16 protein-coding genes and 1 tRNA gene are annotated in these 14,607 nt (G+C 73.0%); 5 read left to right on the top strand and 12 right to left on the bottom strand.

Translation table 11 applies throughout. The features are described 5' to 3' along the window. Positions 1–141 precede the first annotated feature (141 nt). The 4 genes from ACSNOK_RS20740 to ACSNOK_RS20755 all read right to left on the bottom strand — a co-directional run bounded on the left by ACSNOK_RS20740 (position 142) and on the right by ACSNOK_RS20755 (position 3,100). The gene (locus tag ACSNOK_RS20740) at positions 142–459 is read right to left on the bottom strand and encodes a hypothetical protein (protein WP_436782228.1); all 318 of its coding nucleotides are present in this window, start codon (positions 457–459) and stop codon (positions 142–144) included. Between the two features lie 205 nt (positions 460–664). Beyond that, complete coding sequence (locus ACSNOK_RS20745) at positions 665–2,041, bottom strand: hypothetical protein (protein ID WP_436782229.1); 1,377 nt, start codon at positions 2,039–2,041, stop codon at positions 665–667. Between the two features lie 13 nt (positions 2,042–2,054). Further along, on the bottom strand, positions 2,055–2,642 hold the full coding sequence (locus tag ACSNOK_RS20750; RefSeq protein ID WP_436782230.1) for a 2OG-Fe(II) oxygenase: 588 nt from the start codon (positions 2,640–2,642) through the stop codon (positions 2,055–2,057). A 384-nt stretch (positions 2,643–3,026) separates the two neighbouring features. Further along, positions 3,027–3,100: transfer RNA gene (locus ACSNOK_RS20755), tRNA-Lys, on the bottom strand. 222 nt (positions 3,101–3,322) lie between these two features. Here ACSNOK_RS20755 and ACSNOK_RS20760 point away from each other — a divergent pair. Further along, positions 3,323–3,838 (top strand): EF-hand domain-containing protein, encoded by a 516-nt coding sequence (locus tag ACSNOK_RS20760; RefSeq protein ID WP_436782231.1) that lies wholly within the window; start codon positions 3,323–3,325, stop codon positions 3,836–3,838. Here ACSNOK_RS20760 and ACSNOK_RS20765 read toward each other — a convergent pair. Next, positions 3,820–5,082 (bottom strand): serine hydrolase domain-containing protein, encoded by a 1,263-nt coding sequence (locus tag ACSNOK_RS20765; protein ID WP_436782232.1) that lies wholly within the window; start codon positions 5,080–5,082, stop codon positions 3,820–3,822. The genes ACSNOK_RS20760 and ACSNOK_RS20765 overlap by 19 nt on opposite strands. Positions 5,083–5,618: 536 nt before the next feature. On the opposite strand from ACSNOK_RS20765, the gene ACSNOK_RS20770 reads away from it, so the two are divergent. Further along, complete coding sequence (locus ACSNOK_RS20770; protein WP_436782233.1) at positions 5,619–5,972, top strand: hypothetical protein; 354 nt, start codon at positions 5,619–5,621, stop codon at positions 5,970–5,972. A gap of 60 nt (positions 5,973–6,032) precedes the next feature. Here the strand turns inward: ACSNOK_RS20770 and ACSNOK_RS20775 are convergent, their stop codons facing one another. Together ACSNOK_RS20775 and ACSNOK_RS20780 are read right to left on the bottom strand one after the other, a co-directional pair. After that, the gene (locus ACSNOK_RS20775) at positions 6,033–6,533 is read right to left on the bottom strand and encodes a hypothetical protein (RefSeq protein ID WP_436782234.1); all 501 of its coding nucleotides are present in this window, start codon (positions 6,531–6,533) and stop codon (positions 6,033–6,035) included. A 176-nt stretch (positions 6,534–6,709) separates the two neighbouring features. Further along, positions 6,710–7,225 (bottom strand): GNAT family N-acetyltransferase, encoded by a 516-nt coding sequence (locus ACSNOK_RS20780; protein ID WP_436782235.1) that lies wholly within the window; start codon positions 7,223–7,225, stop codon positions 6,710–6,712. A 272-nt stretch (positions 7,226–7,497) separates the two neighbouring features. On the opposite strand from ACSNOK_RS20780, the gene ACSNOK_RS20785 reads away from it, so the two are divergent. Then, positions 7,498–8,106, top strand: a complete 609-nt coding sequence (locus tag ACSNOK_RS20785) for a GNAT family N-acetyltransferase (protein WP_436782236.1) — start codon at positions 7,498–7,500, stop codon at positions 8,104–8,106. 260 nt (positions 8,107–8,366) lie between these two features. Here the strand turns inward: ACSNOK_RS20785 and ACSNOK_RS20790 are convergent, their stop codons facing one another. Beyond that, positions 8,367–8,825 carry a VOC family protein gene (locus ACSNOK_RS20790; protein ID WP_436782237.1) on the bottom strand — a complete coding sequence of 153 codons (459 nt, stop codon included), beginning with the start codon at positions 8,823–8,825 and terminating at the stop codon, positions 8,367–8,369. 241 nt (positions 8,826–9,066) lie between these two features. Then, the gene (locus ACSNOK_RS20795; RefSeq protein ID WP_436782238.1) at positions 9,067–9,900 is read right to left on the bottom strand and encodes a class I SAM-dependent methyltransferase; all 834 of its coding nucleotides are present in this window, start codon (positions 9,898–9,900) and stop codon (positions 9,067–9,069) included. 82 nt (positions 9,901–9,982) lie between these two features. On the opposite strand from ACSNOK_RS20795, the gene ACSNOK_RS20800 reads away from it, so the two are divergent. Next, positions 9,983–10,576 carry a TetR/AcrR family transcriptional regulator gene (locus ACSNOK_RS20800; protein WP_436782239.1) on the top strand — a complete coding sequence of 198 codons (594 nt, stop codon included), beginning with the start codon at positions 9,983–9,985 and terminating at the stop codon, positions 10,574–10,576. A 466-nt stretch (positions 10,577–11,042) separates the two neighbouring features. Here ACSNOK_RS20800 and ACSNOK_RS20805 read toward each other — a convergent pair whose 3' ends face one another. Beyond that, on the bottom strand, positions 11,043–12,119 hold the full coding sequence (locus ACSNOK_RS20805) for a cobalamin-independent methionine synthase II family protein (protein WP_436782240.1): 1,077 nt from the start codon (positions 12,117–12,119) through the stop codon (positions 11,043–11,045). Further along, positions 12,116–12,733, bottom strand: a complete 618-nt coding sequence (locus ACSNOK_RS20810; protein WP_436782241.1) for a hypothetical protein — start codon at positions 12,731–12,733, stop codon at positions 12,116–12,118. The genes ACSNOK_RS20805 and ACSNOK_RS20810 overlap by 4 nt, the downstream gene beginning before the upstream one ends. Before the next feature lie 295 nt (positions 12,734–13,028). Between ACSNOK_RS20810 and ACSNOK_RS20815 the strand changes: the two genes are divergently transcribed. Next, on the top strand, positions 13,029–13,529 hold the full coding sequence (locus tag ACSNOK_RS20815; protein WP_436782242.1) for an EF-hand domain-containing protein: 501 nt from the start codon (positions 13,029–13,031) through the stop codon (positions 13,527–13,529). A gap of 160 nt (positions 13,530–13,689) precedes the next feature. On the opposite strand, the gene ACSNOK_RS20820 is transcribed toward ACSNOK_RS20815, so the two are convergent. After that, complete coding sequence (locus ACSNOK_RS20820) at positions 13,690–14,043, bottom strand: VOC family protein (protein WP_436782243.1); 354 nt, start codon at positions 14,041–14,043, stop codon at positions 13,690–13,692. Positions 14,044–14,607: the final 564 nt, after the last annotated feature.

A 14,607-nucleotide genomic window follows, 5' to 3' on the forward strand; every position in this document is an offset into this window, starting at 1 on the left:
GGGTGAGAGGGGTGCGAGGGGCCTGGGCGGGCCGGGGGTGAAGCCGTGCTGCGGAGCCGTGCCTGCGGAGCCGTGTTGCGGAGTCGTGCCTGCGGAGCCGTGCCTGCGGAGCCGGAAGACCGAAGCCCGGCTCGCCTCTGCCTACTTCTCGTAGTCGGGACCGCTCAGCAGGCCGAGCAGGGATTCGACCACGCTCGCCTCGTAAGGCCGCTTCGCCTCCCCGGCCACTCCCTTGCCCTTCGCGTCCCGCCGGCCTTCGTCGGCGCGGTCCCCGGCGATGCCGGAGACCAGAATGTTGTCCGCCGCGGTGGTGGCTTGCGAGAGGACGGACACCGGAACGCGCTTGACGTTGACCAGGTCGAGGACGTCGGGGCCGTCGGCGGCGTACGCCGGTGCCGTGGCCGTCAGCAGGGCGCCGCACAGGGCGGCCGTACCGAGAACGCGCGAGGTCGTCTTCATGGCCTGCAGAACGATCGGATCATCGGCTGGTCACCCGGCGCGGGCGGCGTCGCTCGGCGCACCGGGACGGCGTACGGCGCCTTCGGCCGCGCCGGTTCGCTGGGCGCTTGCCGCCCGGACGCGGCGGGCGGCCGCCTGCGCCCCCGCCCCTGGCGGCGCCCCTGTCGGCGATCCGCGCGCGACGCCACCGCCGACCACCACCCCCCTACCCCCGGAAAACAGCCGACACCGCATCCCCGCCGGCCCGTTCGCGAGAGGTCACGGCAGGGGAGACCCGTACGAGAGTGTCGGCGAAGTGCCGGTCGCAGAACCGTTCCAGCCCGCCGTGCCGGGCGGTCCAGGAGGCCATGTCGGCGGCGTCCGGCGGGAGTTCGTCCAGCAGTCGGTCGAAGACGCGCGCGTGGTAGGCGACCGCCGCCCCGCCGAACCGGCACACGGTCCAGCGTCGGTCGGCGAGTTCCGCGACGTGCGCCGTGAGGACGCTCGTCGCGTCGTGGCAGAAGACCACGTCGTCCTCGAAGACCAGCACGTGCCGGAGTCCCCGCTGCCGAGCCTGGGCGACGGCCGTGCGGTGGGCGAGGGCACGGCCCGCCGCCGGATCGCCGGGGACGGCGGGAGCGGGGAGGCGGCGGACGCGGCCGGCGATGCCCAGACGCCGGAAACGCCGGTGGGCGGCCACCCAGCGGTGCGCGTCGGCGTCGGCATTGACGCAGACCAGGGCGTCGAACCGGTCCAGCGGATGCCCGCGTTCGGCGACGTGCTCGGCCACCCACTCGTCGACGACGTCACCGCACGTCTCGCGGTAGTGGTCGATGACGGGCTCGACGGCCAGGCCCGCCTCCTCCCAGGCGAGGAGGTGGTCGCGGCAGCGGTCGGCGGTGTCCACGGGAACGGCCGCGCCGGGCGGCGGGACGGACCGCCGGGTCCAGCGCAGGAACGGCAGGCACAGCGCCCGCGCACCCGCCGCCCGGAACCGCTTGTGCAGTGAGCCCGTTTCCGCCCCCAGGCCGCGCAGCCGCGGGTTGAGGCCCGGCCAGGCGTCCGTCAGGCAGGCGAACACCCCGAGGTCCTGCATGCCGATCTCGAACGGCGGCGCCTCCGGATCCATCCCCCGCGGATCGCACCCTCGCGTACCGAACGACACGCCGTCGAAGACCGGGTCGAGGTGGGTTCGCACCGTGCGCAGGTCGTCGCCGAGCAGCGGCCCCTGCAGCAGGTCGCGGCAGTCCGGGTGCCCGTCGGCGTACGCGAGGAGGCGGGCGAGGGCACCGGGCGCGAGGAGGACGTGCGCGTCCACGGACAGCACCCATTCCGTCCGCGCCGCACGGACGACGAGGTCGCGCAGCGCGCTGCCGCGCAGGTGCCCGGCGGGTACGCGGCGCAGCCCCGGGAGCGTGTCCGCCAGGGCCCGCAGGCCCGCGCCGCCCGGCCCGTCCGGGTCGCCGTCCACGACGAGCAGGTCGACGCGGTCGGCGACTTCGGGGTGGTGGAGGCGGAGGGAGAGGAGGGTGGAGTACGTGTCGTCGCCGTCGTCGTGGACGGCCGTGCCGACGGTCAGACGCGCGGGCGCGGCGGTGGCCATGAGGTGTCCCCGCTCACCGGGGGGCCGTGTCGAGCCGGCCGTGGAAGGCGAACCGGCTGTCGAGCAGCTTCGCCGAGGGGGAGGCGACGGGACGGACCTGGTGCCAGGCGTCGGCCGGGAAGAAGACGAGCGAGTCGTGGTCCGGCTGTACGTCGCGGAACGACTCCGCGACGGCGGGGTGCCCCTCGCGGACCGTCGAGTCGTAGATCCGTGTCTGGCCGCCGGTGAACCCCCGCGGCCTGCGATGCAGGTGGTACACGAACGTGATGCGGCACGGGTCACCCGGGCCCGCGCTGTCGCGTACGGGCGGCTCTTGCCGCCGTACTCCGGACGGCAGTTCGTTGTGCATCGTGAACCCGAACGACACTCGGGGATCGACCACCGCCACCCCCAGCATCGTCGTCACCGTCGGCAGCAGCCGGGCCACCGCGGCGGCGAGGGACGGGAAGCGGGCGGTCTGGTCCACGCACCGCCACGTCGGCGGAACCGTCACCTCCACCCCGGCGTCCCGCTCGCGGACCTCGGCCATCAGCGCGTGGCAGGCCTCCTCCAGCAGGCGGTCGGCGGCCGTCGCGCCCAGCACATCGTCGAATCTGCACATCCGCGTCGCCGTCGTCACAGCCGCCGTCGCAGGCGTCGCCACAGGCGTCGTCTCAGTAGCCGTCACAGCCGTCACAGCCGACGCATCAGTCGCCGTCACCCCCGCCGCCACCGCCGCCGAGGCGGGCGCCCGCGCCGCGCTCCCGCGTTCCGCCTCCGCCACACCCACGCTCTCGGCCATCCCGCTCACCTCTCCCTGTTCCGGGAACCCGCGCTCAGGGGATCCCCGCAGGGGTACCACCCGGCGTACGGGACGAAACGGGCGCCCCGCGCCGCCATCCGGCCGGGTGAACGAGTGCGGTGAACGGGACAGTGGGGTGGGCGCCCGGCCGGGGCGAAAACGCGTGGGCCCCACCGGAACAACCGGTGGGGCCCACTGCTTCCGTGCGCCACCAGGGACTCGAACCCCGGACCTCCTGATTAAGAGTCAGGCGCTCTAGCCAACTGAGCTAGCGGCGCGAAACGCATATTACCCGTCCCTGTGTTCGAGGCAAATTCGCGTTCGAGTCGGCGGACGCTGTCGTGGACGCCGCGACGGCCTCGCCACCCTCCCCCCCCCCGACACCGGCAGCCGTGTTCCGCACACGAACGTACGGTTTTCCGGCCGCATGCGCGTCTTGTGCGGATTTCCTGGGTAGCTCGGCGGTGCCACGCCATGAGGAGCGGCCGAAAGGAAGCGCAGTGACCACCTCGGAGTTTCCCTCCCCCCAACACCGTATCTTCGCCATGCTCGATGTGGACGGTGACGGCAGCATCACCCACGCGGAATACCTGGCGCGGGTCGAGCGGGCCGCTACCGCGGTCGGCCGCGACCCCCGCCACCCGGTCGTCGCCGCCTCGCGAGCCGCGCACGAGGCGGTCTTCCGGGACATGGACGCCGACGGGGACGGGCGGGTGACCTTCGAGGAGTACCGCTCCTGGGTGGGACACGACGCGTTCGAACGCTCCTGCCGGCCCGCTCTGGGCTCCCTGTTCGACATCGCCGACACCGATGCCGACGGCCGTCTGGCGCGCGACGAGTTCACCCGCCTGCGCATGGCGTCCGGGAACACCGCGCACGACGCCGGTACGGCGTTCGACGCGCTCGACGCCGACCGCGACGGGCTGGTCGACCGTGACGCCTATCTGACGGGTATCCACGACTTCGTCACCACGGGCAGCTCGCCCATGGCCGCCGCCTACGGCACCGGGCGGTAACCTCCCGCGCCGGCCGGGCGTTCGTGGGATCCGCGCCTCGTCCCGCAGAACTCCGCGTCGACCGCCGCCTGTTCCAGGCTGTGGTCACCCCAGTCGGCGTTCCGGTTCACCGTGAGGACGTGCAGGCCGTCGGCGGTGGCGGCCATCCTGGTCAGCGAGCCGGTGATCTCGCTGCTGTGCCCCCACACCCGTACGCCACACGGCCTGAGCGTCTGCGACCTGATTCCGAGGCCGTAGGTCCTGCCGTCCCCGAGGTCGCGTCCGGTGAACATCTCCTTCTGCTGGGCGGGGGGAAGGAGCCGGCCGCGCAGCAGGGCGCGGAGGAAGACGTTCAGGTCACGGGTGGTCGAGATCATCTCCCCGGAGGCACCGGCGCTCGACGGGTTGTACTCGGTGACGTCGTGGTCGCGGGCGGCGGGGCCCCGCACGTACAGCCTGGAGTAGTGCCGCCCGTGCGGGCCGGGTATGGACACCGCGTCGCCGGGGACCGAGGTGCCGTGCAGGCCCAAGGGCTTGATGACGCGCCGCTCCACCTCGGCGGCGTAGCCGTGCCCCGTGGCCTTCTCGATGACCATGCCGGCCAGGATGTAGTTGGTGTTGGAGTAGTGCCAGCCCTCGCCCGGCGCGGCGTACGGCCTGTGGGCGAGGGCGGTCCGGACGAGTTCCTCCGGTGCGACGCTGACGTAGCGGTGGGCGAAGAACGCGTCGCCGGTGTACTTCGCGGAGAAGTCCGCGTCCTTCAGGTAGTCGTAGAGACCGCTGGTCTGTTGGAGCAGGTGGCGCAGGGTGATCCCGCGCCCGTCGTTGCCGTTGCCGCGCACCAGGCCGGGCAGCCACTTGTCCACGGTGTCGTCGATCGACAGCCCGTACCGGGGCTCGGCGGCGAGCTGGAGCAGGACCGTGGCGGTGAAGGTCTTGGTGAGACTGCCGATGCGGAAGCGGTCCTGGGGCAGGCGAGGGCGGCCCGTTCTTCGGTCCGCCACTCCGGAAGAGCCGTACCAGACCTCGTCCGCCTGGTCGGCTCGGGCCAGGGTGCCCGGAGTCCCGGCCCGGACGATCGCGTCGAGGGCGTCCTGGGTGGCGGGGTGCGAGGACCGGGGCTCGGCGGCGCGCGGCGCGGCGGACGTGGACGTGGACGTTGTCGTCATCGAGGGCGTGGCGGCGTTGGCCGCCGCTCCCGTCAGCGCCAGCACCGAGGCCAGGATCATCGGGACCAGTGTGCGCGGTAAGGCTGTGGCAGACATGTGTGGTTCCCCGTCCATCGGTGAGAGGTGTCGTGCGGGTTGCCGATGAGGACTCCGGGAAACCGGTGCAGGGTTGCCTCCCCGACCCGTGAGGAAGGCGTGGCCGGGAGAGCGCCCGCGGCGGCAGCGGCCCCGCACCCGGTGCTCGTGATTCGCGGCCAACAGCGCTCGGGACTTCGGCGGCAGGCCGGGCGACACCTCCGCCGCACCGCCGAAGGCCGAGCAGCGGCCGGACTGGACGTCCTCGTCCTCCAGCTCGTGCAGCCTGGCCAGGCACCGGCGCGGATCGCGGTCCGCGGTGACCCGCGCGAAGGTTTCGGAGGGTCCGGTCCGCAAGGCCACCCCGCAGAGCTCGTCCGGATCCCGTCCGTAATGCTCCGCCCAAGTTCCCCAAGTTCCCCAAGTCCGCGGTCCGGATGCGCTCGTCACCTTCGGAGGGATGCCGGACGCACGGTGGCCGGTGACAGGACGACTCCGGCAGCGGGTGCGCGTCCCGCCCGGTGTCGTTGTCAGTGGTGGGCAGTCGGATGACCGGCATGACCGTTCAGACGCTGGTGACCGCGCTGCCCGACCCCGACGTCCTCCACGCCCGCTGCCGGACCCTGGCCCTGCTGGACTCCCTCCTCGCCTCGGATCACCCCACCCACTCGTTCACGGTCGGCCGGCGTGAAGGCGTCGACCTGGCCTGCATGGAGGCCGCCGCGTCCCTCGCGCACCACACGGCGGCGCCGGAGTTCCGCTTCGAGGGGTTCTTCGACGCGACGGTGTGCGTGTGGCGGGAGAGCGGTGCCACGGCTTGGCAGCACGGACCGGTGGAGTTCGACGCCGACGAGACGGACGGATCGGACCGGCTGTTCGATCTCCTCACCGACGGCAGCGCCGCCGCGTAGCGGCTCTCTCCGTGGTCGATCGCACCGGCCTCGGTCGTCAGCGTCGCCGCGTCGGCCGGTTTACGTGGTGACGTCGAGGATGTAGTTGTTGGTGATGACGAACGTGACGAGATTCGTCCCGGTGCCGAAAAGGCCGGTCCCGGAGTCGCGTGCCTGGTTGCTCGAACCGCGTTCCGTGGCGTTGCCGGAGGCCGAGGTGGAGTCTCGGTCGAGGCGGCGGTCGATGGTGAACCGGATCTCCTGGCCGGTGTCCGTGCGTTTGATGGTGTCGTTGGTGTGCGTCGTGAAGAAGAGGGCGCCGCTTCCTGTCACCGAGCCGGTGAGCGTCAGTTGGGCGGGAAAGGATTGGTCGGGCGTCGCGCACCGGAAGTCGCTGCCGCTCTTGCCGTCGACGGCACCGTTGACGGGGTGCACGTTCACGGTGATCGAGCCTGCGCAGTTGACGGTTGCCAGGGGTGTGCGGGGGACATCGGCCGCGGCCGTCACCGGCATCCCGACCGCCGCGAGGAGCAGGGTCGCCACTCCGGCGGCGGTCCGGCCACGAGTGGAGACGAGGAACATACGGTCCTCCTTCACCTGTGGTGCGCGCGGCGTGCGCACTGCCCACAATCGAGTGTGAGGCCAGAGGTTCCCGGGTGGACATCGCTCGTTCAGGTGACCGCCGGGCCTGTCGGCACCTCCGCGTGCGGTGACGCCTGTTGGGGAGGGGCCGGCGGCAGGCCGCCGGCCCCGATGGGTCACGCGTCGAGGCGCTCCGGACCGGCGTACGCGAAGCGGAGCACGTCGCCCTTGGTTCCGGTGCGGCGGAAGCCGGCCTTCTCCAGGACGCGGACGGAGGCCGGGTTGGTCGGTTCCGCGCCGGCGGTCACGGTGTGGACACCGGGGGCCGCCAAGGCGAAGGCGACCAGGGCCCGGGTGGCCTCGGTGGCGTAACCCCGGCCGCGGTGGGAGGCGGCGATGCCGTACCCGAGCTCCAGGGATCCCTCGGTGGGCGGCCAGAACAGGCCGATGGAACCCACCACGAGTCCGCTGTCCCGCTCGGAGATCAGGCGGTGGCCGTACTCACCGAGCCATACGGGGTTCTTCTCTATGAGCCCGGCGATGAAGCGGTCGGCTTCGGTGGGGAAGCCGTCCGTCCAGTGCGCCGGCCCGGTGCCGGCGAGGGCCGCGGCGACGTCGGCGGCGGTCCACGGCCGCAGGACGAGGCGGTCGGTGGTCAGTTCGGTGTGAGGCGTCGCGATGGAGGACGTCATGTGATGCTCCTGGTCGTATCGGTAACGACCGGACCACGCTGCTGCGCTAGCGCGCGGGCCGGATGAGGGGATGCCGAAGTGAGCCGATGACGGCCATATTCATCAACCTCCCCATCCGTGATCACACGCGTATCTCGCGTCGGTGCGAACGTAACACCCGGTCGTGCGTGGCGTAAAGAGATTTCGATCATGGTTCGGCCCGCTCCGGCGGGTGGGGGTGGGGAGGGGGTACCCGCCTCAGGGGCCAAGATCGCTGGATGCACAATGCACGTATGCCGATAACGAACACGCCGGCGGCGGCGACGGCCGACGACGCCGAATCCATCAGCCGTTTCCTGGCCCGCGCTTTCGACGACGACCCGATGATGCGCTGGTTCTTCCCGGACGCCTCCTCGCGCGAGGCGTCGCTGAGTGCCTACTTCTCGACGATCTTCACCCGGCAGTACGTCCGCAACGGCGCGTGCGAGCGCACCGAGGCCGCCGCGGCCTTCTGGGTGGCGCCGGAGGCGCAGGAGAAGGCCGTCCCCGACGCGGAGACCATCCAGGATCTGGTGGCCCTGCTCGGCGACCGGGCGGGGCTGTTCGGCGAGGCCGTCGAGACGGCGGCGCGGCACACGCCTCAGGAGCCGCACTGGTCCCTGGCGTTGATCGGCGCCGACCCGGCCGCCCAGGGCCAGGGCCAGGGGTCCGCTCTGCTGCGCTCCGGGCTGGCCAAGGCCGACGCGTCGGGCATGCCCGTCTACCTGGAGTCCTCCAAGGAGTCCAACATCCCCGTCTACGAGCACTTCGGCTTCACCGTGCGCGAGGAGATGCGGCTGCCGGGCGGCGGCCCCACGCTGTGGGGCATGTGGCGCGCACCGCGCCGCCCGGCCGATGTCTGAGTGACGGGTGGTGATGGGTGACGGATAAGGAGTAAGGAGGCGGGCGATGGGGGACTTGGGGTGGGCCGGGTCGCGCGGCGGCTGAGGCACCGTCAGGTATCCGCCCGTCGCCGCGCCGGGCAGACTGTCTGTCAGACCCGGCCCGCCCATCCGGTCCGGCCCGTCCGCCGCGGTGGACGGCCCGCTGTGACGAGCCGTTTACCCCTGGCGGCCGGCGGCCCGCTCGCCGTGTCAGGCCGCCCCTTGGCGCTCGGTCCTCGCTACGGCCGGACGTAAGGGCGCGTCATGATCTCCATGTTGTGGCCCGACGGGTCCTCGAAGTACGCTCCGCGCCCGCCGAACCAGCCGTTGACGCGGCCCGGTTCGGTGTGGTGCGGGTCGGCGTAATAGGTGACGCCGAGCGCCTCCAGCCGGGAGATCATGTCGTCGAATCCCTCCTCGGGCACAAGGAACGCGTAGTGCTGCGACTGGATCGGTTCGTCGCGCTTCTCGCAGTAGTCCAGGGTCACCCCGTTGCCGAGATCGACGGGGAGGAACGGCCCGAAGGGCGCGCTCACCTCGACGCCCAGCACGGCGGCGATGAACTCGGCCGAGAGCTGACGGTCCACGGCGTAGACGGCGGTGTGGTTCAACTGGACGACAGACGTCCGGGATTCGGCCCCGGATGCGGGGGCGGATGTGGACGCGGGGGCGTGCGGGGGCTGCGGTGCGCTCGGCATGAGTGGTGTGTTCTCCGTGTCTTCGGTTCGCCGGTGCGAGGCGGCGCCGCGAAGGGCGCCGGTGGGAAAAAGACGCGGAGAGAACGGCGGGGCTCGTGCCCGCCTCGCGCTCACGCCGAGGCCGGGAACCCTGTTCGTGTGTGGCCCATGGCCGACCCGGCAGTCACATGAAGGACTCTAGATGATCAACGCGGGTCGGGACAACGCCGGGTGAGTCCCCGCCGGGGCGGCCTCCGGGCGTTCAGGAGCGCCGGGCACGCACCGCGGTGACCGCCACGGCGGCGTACCGCAGGACGAACGAGCCCCCCAGCGCGTCGACGGCCGCCCCGACCTCCTCCGGCAGCCGCTCCCTGACCTCCGGCGGGAACCCGGAGTGGAGCCCGCTGGTCGGCAGTTGGTCCAGCCACTCCTCCCGGGTGTAGACGCGCTCCCAGTCGTATCGCCATTCCTCCGGTTCGGTGAACGCCCCCGTGTCCCGGATGCCGTCGGCCGTCCGCGCGGACACCGGAACGTAGGCGTCCGGACCGGCCGTCCACTGGCGGGCGGCGAGCGAGCCGGGCAGGAGCCGGTCGTAGACCGCGGCGAACGCCTCGGCGACCTCTGGCGCCGGCAGCGCCACGTTCCAGAAGACGGCCAGCCGGCCGCCCGGCCGCAGGACCCCGGCGGCCTTGGCCGGACCGGTGGCGGGGTCGATCCAGTGCCAGCTCTGTCCGGAGACGACGGCGTCGAAGGTCCGGCCGGCCGGATCCCAGGTCTCGAAGGCGCCGGTCTCCACGTTGAGTCCGCCGCGCCGCGCCCAGGCGGCCATCCGCTCGTCGATCTCGACGCCGAGCACCGTGTGGCCGGCGGCCGCGAACTGCCGGGTGGTGATGCCGGTTCCGGCGCCGACGTCGAGGATGTCGAGGGCGCCGGACCCGGGAGTCCCGGCGGCGATCCGGCGCACCAGCGCGTCGGGGTAGCGGGGCCGCGTCCGGTCGTAGCGCTCGGGATCCGCGCCGAACGACTCGGCGGCGCTGCGGGCGAGATGGGGTGAGTCAGCCGGGGGATATGCTCCCCCTGAGCGAGGAGTGGGCATGCGCCCACTCTAGTGGGCGAGTGCCCACTTGTCAGGAGTCGACCGACACTCCGCCGTCCGGCGGGGAAGGGGACGGTGCGCGATGCCGACGGGCGTGGCCCTGCGGGACGTACGGGAGCAGCTGTTCGGCGCGGCGGAACGCGTCCTGCTCCGGGACGGGCCGTCGGCCCTGACGAGCAGGGCGGTCACCGAGGAGGCGGGGTGTGCCAAGGGTGTCCTGCACCGGCACTTCGCCGACTTCGACGCCTTCCTCGCCGAGCTCGTGCTGGACCGAGCCGCACGGGTCGAGGCCCTGGGGGCGACCCTGTGCGCGTCCGCCGGGACGGGTGATGTCACCGGCCGCCTCGCCGACGCGCTCACCGAGCTGTTCGAGTCGGTGGCGGTGGCGATCGTCGGGCTCGTCACCTCCCGGGACGGGCTGCGGGCCCGGTTGCGCCGCGACCGGCCGACGGGCGTCCCGCTCCTTACGGACGCGGCGTCCGCGCTCGCCGCCTACCTCGCCGCCGAACGCGACCTGGGCCGTCTCGCGCCCGATGCCGACCCCGACGTCCTCGCCCCCACGCTGATCGGAGCGGCGCACCTGCTCTTCGCCGACCGGACGGGCCCGCGACCCGGAGCGGAGACGGTGCGCAGGACGGTGGCGACGGTGATGGGAGGGGCCTTGCGTGACGGGTAGGGCGGGCGCGGTCGGCGGGGTCGGGCCGGGCTGACAGGGTGAGCGAGTACGGATGGCGCGACGAGCGGGTCCGGCGGTACGGGAAGGCCTGCGCAATCCGGCGGGTAAGACGGCGGCGGGCCGCACTGCGCTGGGCTGCGCGCGTCGGCCGCGTCGGCCGCGTCGGCCGCGTCGGAGCGGCCGGTGCGGCCCGGCTCAGGTCGCAGCGACTGTGACCCGGCCAGGGGCTGATGCTTCGTCAGCTCATCCGCCTCGGCCGCGAGTGGGCGCACCGCCAGGCGGGCGACGTGCCCGAAGCCGTCGGAGGAACGGCCGGCCGAACGGATCGGCCGGGAGGTGGTCGCCGTGTCGCGGGCGGCCCTGGAGGCGCCGTGGGGGAGCCTCCAGGCGCCCGCGACTCATGAAGGCGTCGTCAGAAGCCTGGGCGGTGGCCCGGAAACGGTCGGATGGGGAGCGAGAACGCCCCTCAGTCCAGGCCGAGTTCGCGCTCGGCCAGTGCCGTGCCCTCGATCCTGGCCCGGATCTTGGCGAAGGCCGTCTCGCGCGACGTCGACACGTCGTCGGAGAACGGCGCGAATCCGCAGTCGTCGCACGTGCCCAGCCGGTCCGCCGGGAGGTGCCGGGCCGCGGCCAGGACGCGGTCGCGGACCTGCTCGGCCGTCTCGATCCGAGGATCGATCGGGTCGGTGACGCCCACGAACACCCGGGCGCTCACGGGCAGATGCTCGGCCACCACCGACAGGACCCGCTCCGGATCCGCTTCGCTGGCCAGCTGGAGGTAGAAGGCGCCCGCCCGCAGCCGGAACAGCCGGGGGAGCAGTTCGGCGTAGTCGACGTCCAGGCTGTGCGTCGAGTCCTGGTCGCCGCCCGGGCAGGTGTGGACGCCGATGCGGGCCCGTTCGGCGTCGGTGAAGCGGTCCAGGAGCCGGTTGTTGAGGTCGAGGAAGGTCTCCAGGAGCCCCCCGCTCGGGTCGAGCTTCAGTGACAACCGGGCCTCGGTGAAGTCCAGTTGCACGCTGTGCGCGCCCGCGTCGAGGCAGCCGCGGACGTCGGCCTCGGCCTCGGCGAGCAGGTCGTCGCGGAACTCCTCGCGGGAGTAGCCCTCGATGCCGTCCGACGGGTAGAGCAGGCTGAGGGCCGAGGGGGCGATGACGGCCTGTTTGACCGGCACGGTGGCGTGGCTCCGGGCCGCCCGCAGGTACCGCTCGGCGCGCTGGGCGTACCGGAACGGCCCCTTCGCCAGGCGCGGGAGGCGGCGGTGGTGGCCGTCGGCGAACGGGATGACGACGCCGTCGGGGGCCAGGTTCGGCGCACCGGCCAGCGGATACGTGGCGAAGCTCGGCTTGGACTGCTCGCCGTCGGTCACGACCGGCGAGCCCAGTTCCTCCAGGCGCCCGATGGTGTCGCGCACCGCGCGCTCCCGCGCGTCCGCGAGCCCGGCGTCGTCCGTCCGGCCGGCCGCGTGGTCCGCCAGGGCCGCCAGCAGCTCGGCGGGCCGGGGGAGGCTGCCGATGGGCTCGGTGGGGATCCCGGGGCGCGTCACGGACGGATCTCCAGCTGGGCCCCGCCGGTGCTGCCGCGCAGGCCTTCGGAGAGGCACTGTGTGGGCGGCTGGCCCGGCAGCGCCTGTACGTCCCGTTCCGCGCGGCTTCCGGCGCCCCGTCCGGAGGTGACCTCGCCCGTCAGCCGTACGGTCAGGACGCCGGCGACGCGGACGCTGGTGCCGTTCCGATAGCCGATCACCGAGCGGGTGCCGTCCGCGTACCGCACCGTCTCCGTGATGCGCGGAGTGGCCACCGAGAGGCAGGAGGCTTCCGGTGACACCCCGTCGAGGGTGCCGGTCGCGGGGAGAGTCCGGCCGGGGGCGACGGTGCACGCGTACCGGGCCACCGTGTGGACGCGGGTGTTCCGTGGCCGCAACGTCAAGGGCGGGTCGTACGCGCTCTCGCTGGGGCCGGTGCACAGGATGCCGTTGCCGATGCCGCCGGTGCCGTGGGCCCCTCTGCCGTCCGTGCGCGCGGCGTGGGCACTCGCGTGGCCGCTCTTGCCGCTCCCGCGCCCGCCTCCGTCCGCCTGTCCGGCCGGGGCGCACAGAACGGACGTGCACAACAGGGCCAGTGAACCGATGGCAATCGCCGCGCCGCGCGTGCCGGACATCCGTCCTCCAGGGTTCCGTCGGTGTACCGCCGACCCAGCCCTACCCCACGGGTACGCCGCCGCCGCCCGCTCTTCGCAGTGGGCCCACGGCGTGAAACGTGGCCGTGCGCCCGGGCGTACGCCCTGTGAGCCGTGCCGCACCACCGCACCCGACGGGGAGCGGAGGGTTCCGGGTGGACGACGGCCCGGCCGGGTAGCCACCACCGGACGGTTCGGTCGCACGGAAACGAAGCGGGTAAAGCGGGCGAAGTCCGATGCGGCGGACGAGCCGAGCGAAGGGGAAGAAGGGGACGCCATGGAGTACACGAGCGCCAAAGAACGGGTCTTCGCCATGCTGGACGCGGATGGTGACGGGGTCATCTCCGCGTCGGAGTACCTGGCCCGCGCCCGGAACGTGATCCGGGCGACGGGGAGGGCGGACGACGACCCGCTGGTGATCGCCGCGCGCGCGTCCGGGGAGCGGGCGTGGGCCGCGATGGACGCGGACGGCGACGGCGGGGTGACCTTCGAGGAGTACGACGCCTGGGCCGGGGCCGAGGCGTTCGACGGCGTCTGCCGGGCGACCCTGGCCGCGCTCTTCGACCTCGCCGACGGGGACGGCGACGGCCGGCTGACCCGGTCCGAGTTCCTGCTGCTGCGGACCGCGCTCGGCAACCCCGAGGCGAACGCGCGGGCCGCGTTCGACGAGCTGGACGCGGACGGGGACGGGCTGGTCGGCCGTGACGAGTACCTGGCGTCGATCCGGGCGCACGTCGCCGAGGAGGGATCGGCGATGGGCAAGGCGCTGTACGGGTGAGGGTGAAGGTGAGGGTGAGGCGGTCCTCATCCGGCGGGCGGACGCGCCCCTGATCCTCCCCCCACAGGGGCGCCCCCGCTTCGCCGCGCGCCGGGGGCGGGCCCCCGGCCGCCCCACACCACGCTCCGCGCGGTGGTCGTCGGACGCCGGACCGGCCGGGTCAGCCCGTCCGGGCCCGGTCCACGTACTCGAAGACCGAACCGTCGGGATGGCGGGCCACCAGGTTGCGCCCGATGGGCGTCGGCACCGGGCCGGCGATGATCTCGGCGCCGACCGCCTTGAGATCACGGACCGCGTCGTCCACATCCGTCACGGCGATGGTGGCGGTGATCTTCCGCAGGATCGACAGCTCCGCCTCGGGGCCGCTCATCAGGAAGAAACAGCCGACCGCGGCGACCGCCACGCCGCCCCGCCGGAAGCGCACCGCCTCCGTGCCGGTCAGCCGTTCGTAGACGGCGATCGCCGCCTCCAGATCACCGACGCACACCCTCAGTGAAGTCCCCAGAATGTTCATGGCAGCCAGGCTAGTTGTCCTGCGGCCGTGCGAAAGACGGCCTTCGGGCGCCGAACTGGCATGCCCCGTACGGAGGTTCGCGGCCTGCGTGCGACGGGGTCGGGACGTCCCCGTCCTCTTTCCGGGCGTCCCGCTCGTCGGGCATGGTGGTCCTCCCGCCCGGTCGCCCGGCCTCCGCATCCGACCCCGCGTCCGGCCCCGCATCCGACCCCCCGTCCGGCATCCGGGAACGGTGTCTCGCGACGCGGTACGGCCCGTCACCCGCCCGCCCGTGTCAGGCGGCCGTGCCCCGCCCCGATCTGCGAAGGTGGACAGAAAAACGTTTGCGGAAAAGTCCTGCCGGACAAGCGGGCGCGGCGGACGGCCATCCGCGGGACGGAGGTGCGCAGGGATGCAACAGAGCCACCCACCGCATTCCCCTGCCGTCCCGGGGGACACGGATTCCTCAAAGGCCACAACAGAGGGCACAAAAGCTGCAAAGGCCGCAGATTCCTCAGCGGCTCCAGGGGCCCCGGAGCCCTCCCCGGACCCGGCGCCCTCGGCGTCCCCGCTCACCTCCCCGGC

The organism is Streptomyces sp. URMC 126, assembly GCF_051386555.1.
Classification (GTDB): Bacteria; Actinomycetota; Actinomycetes; order Streptomycetales; family Streptomycetaceae; genus Streptomyces.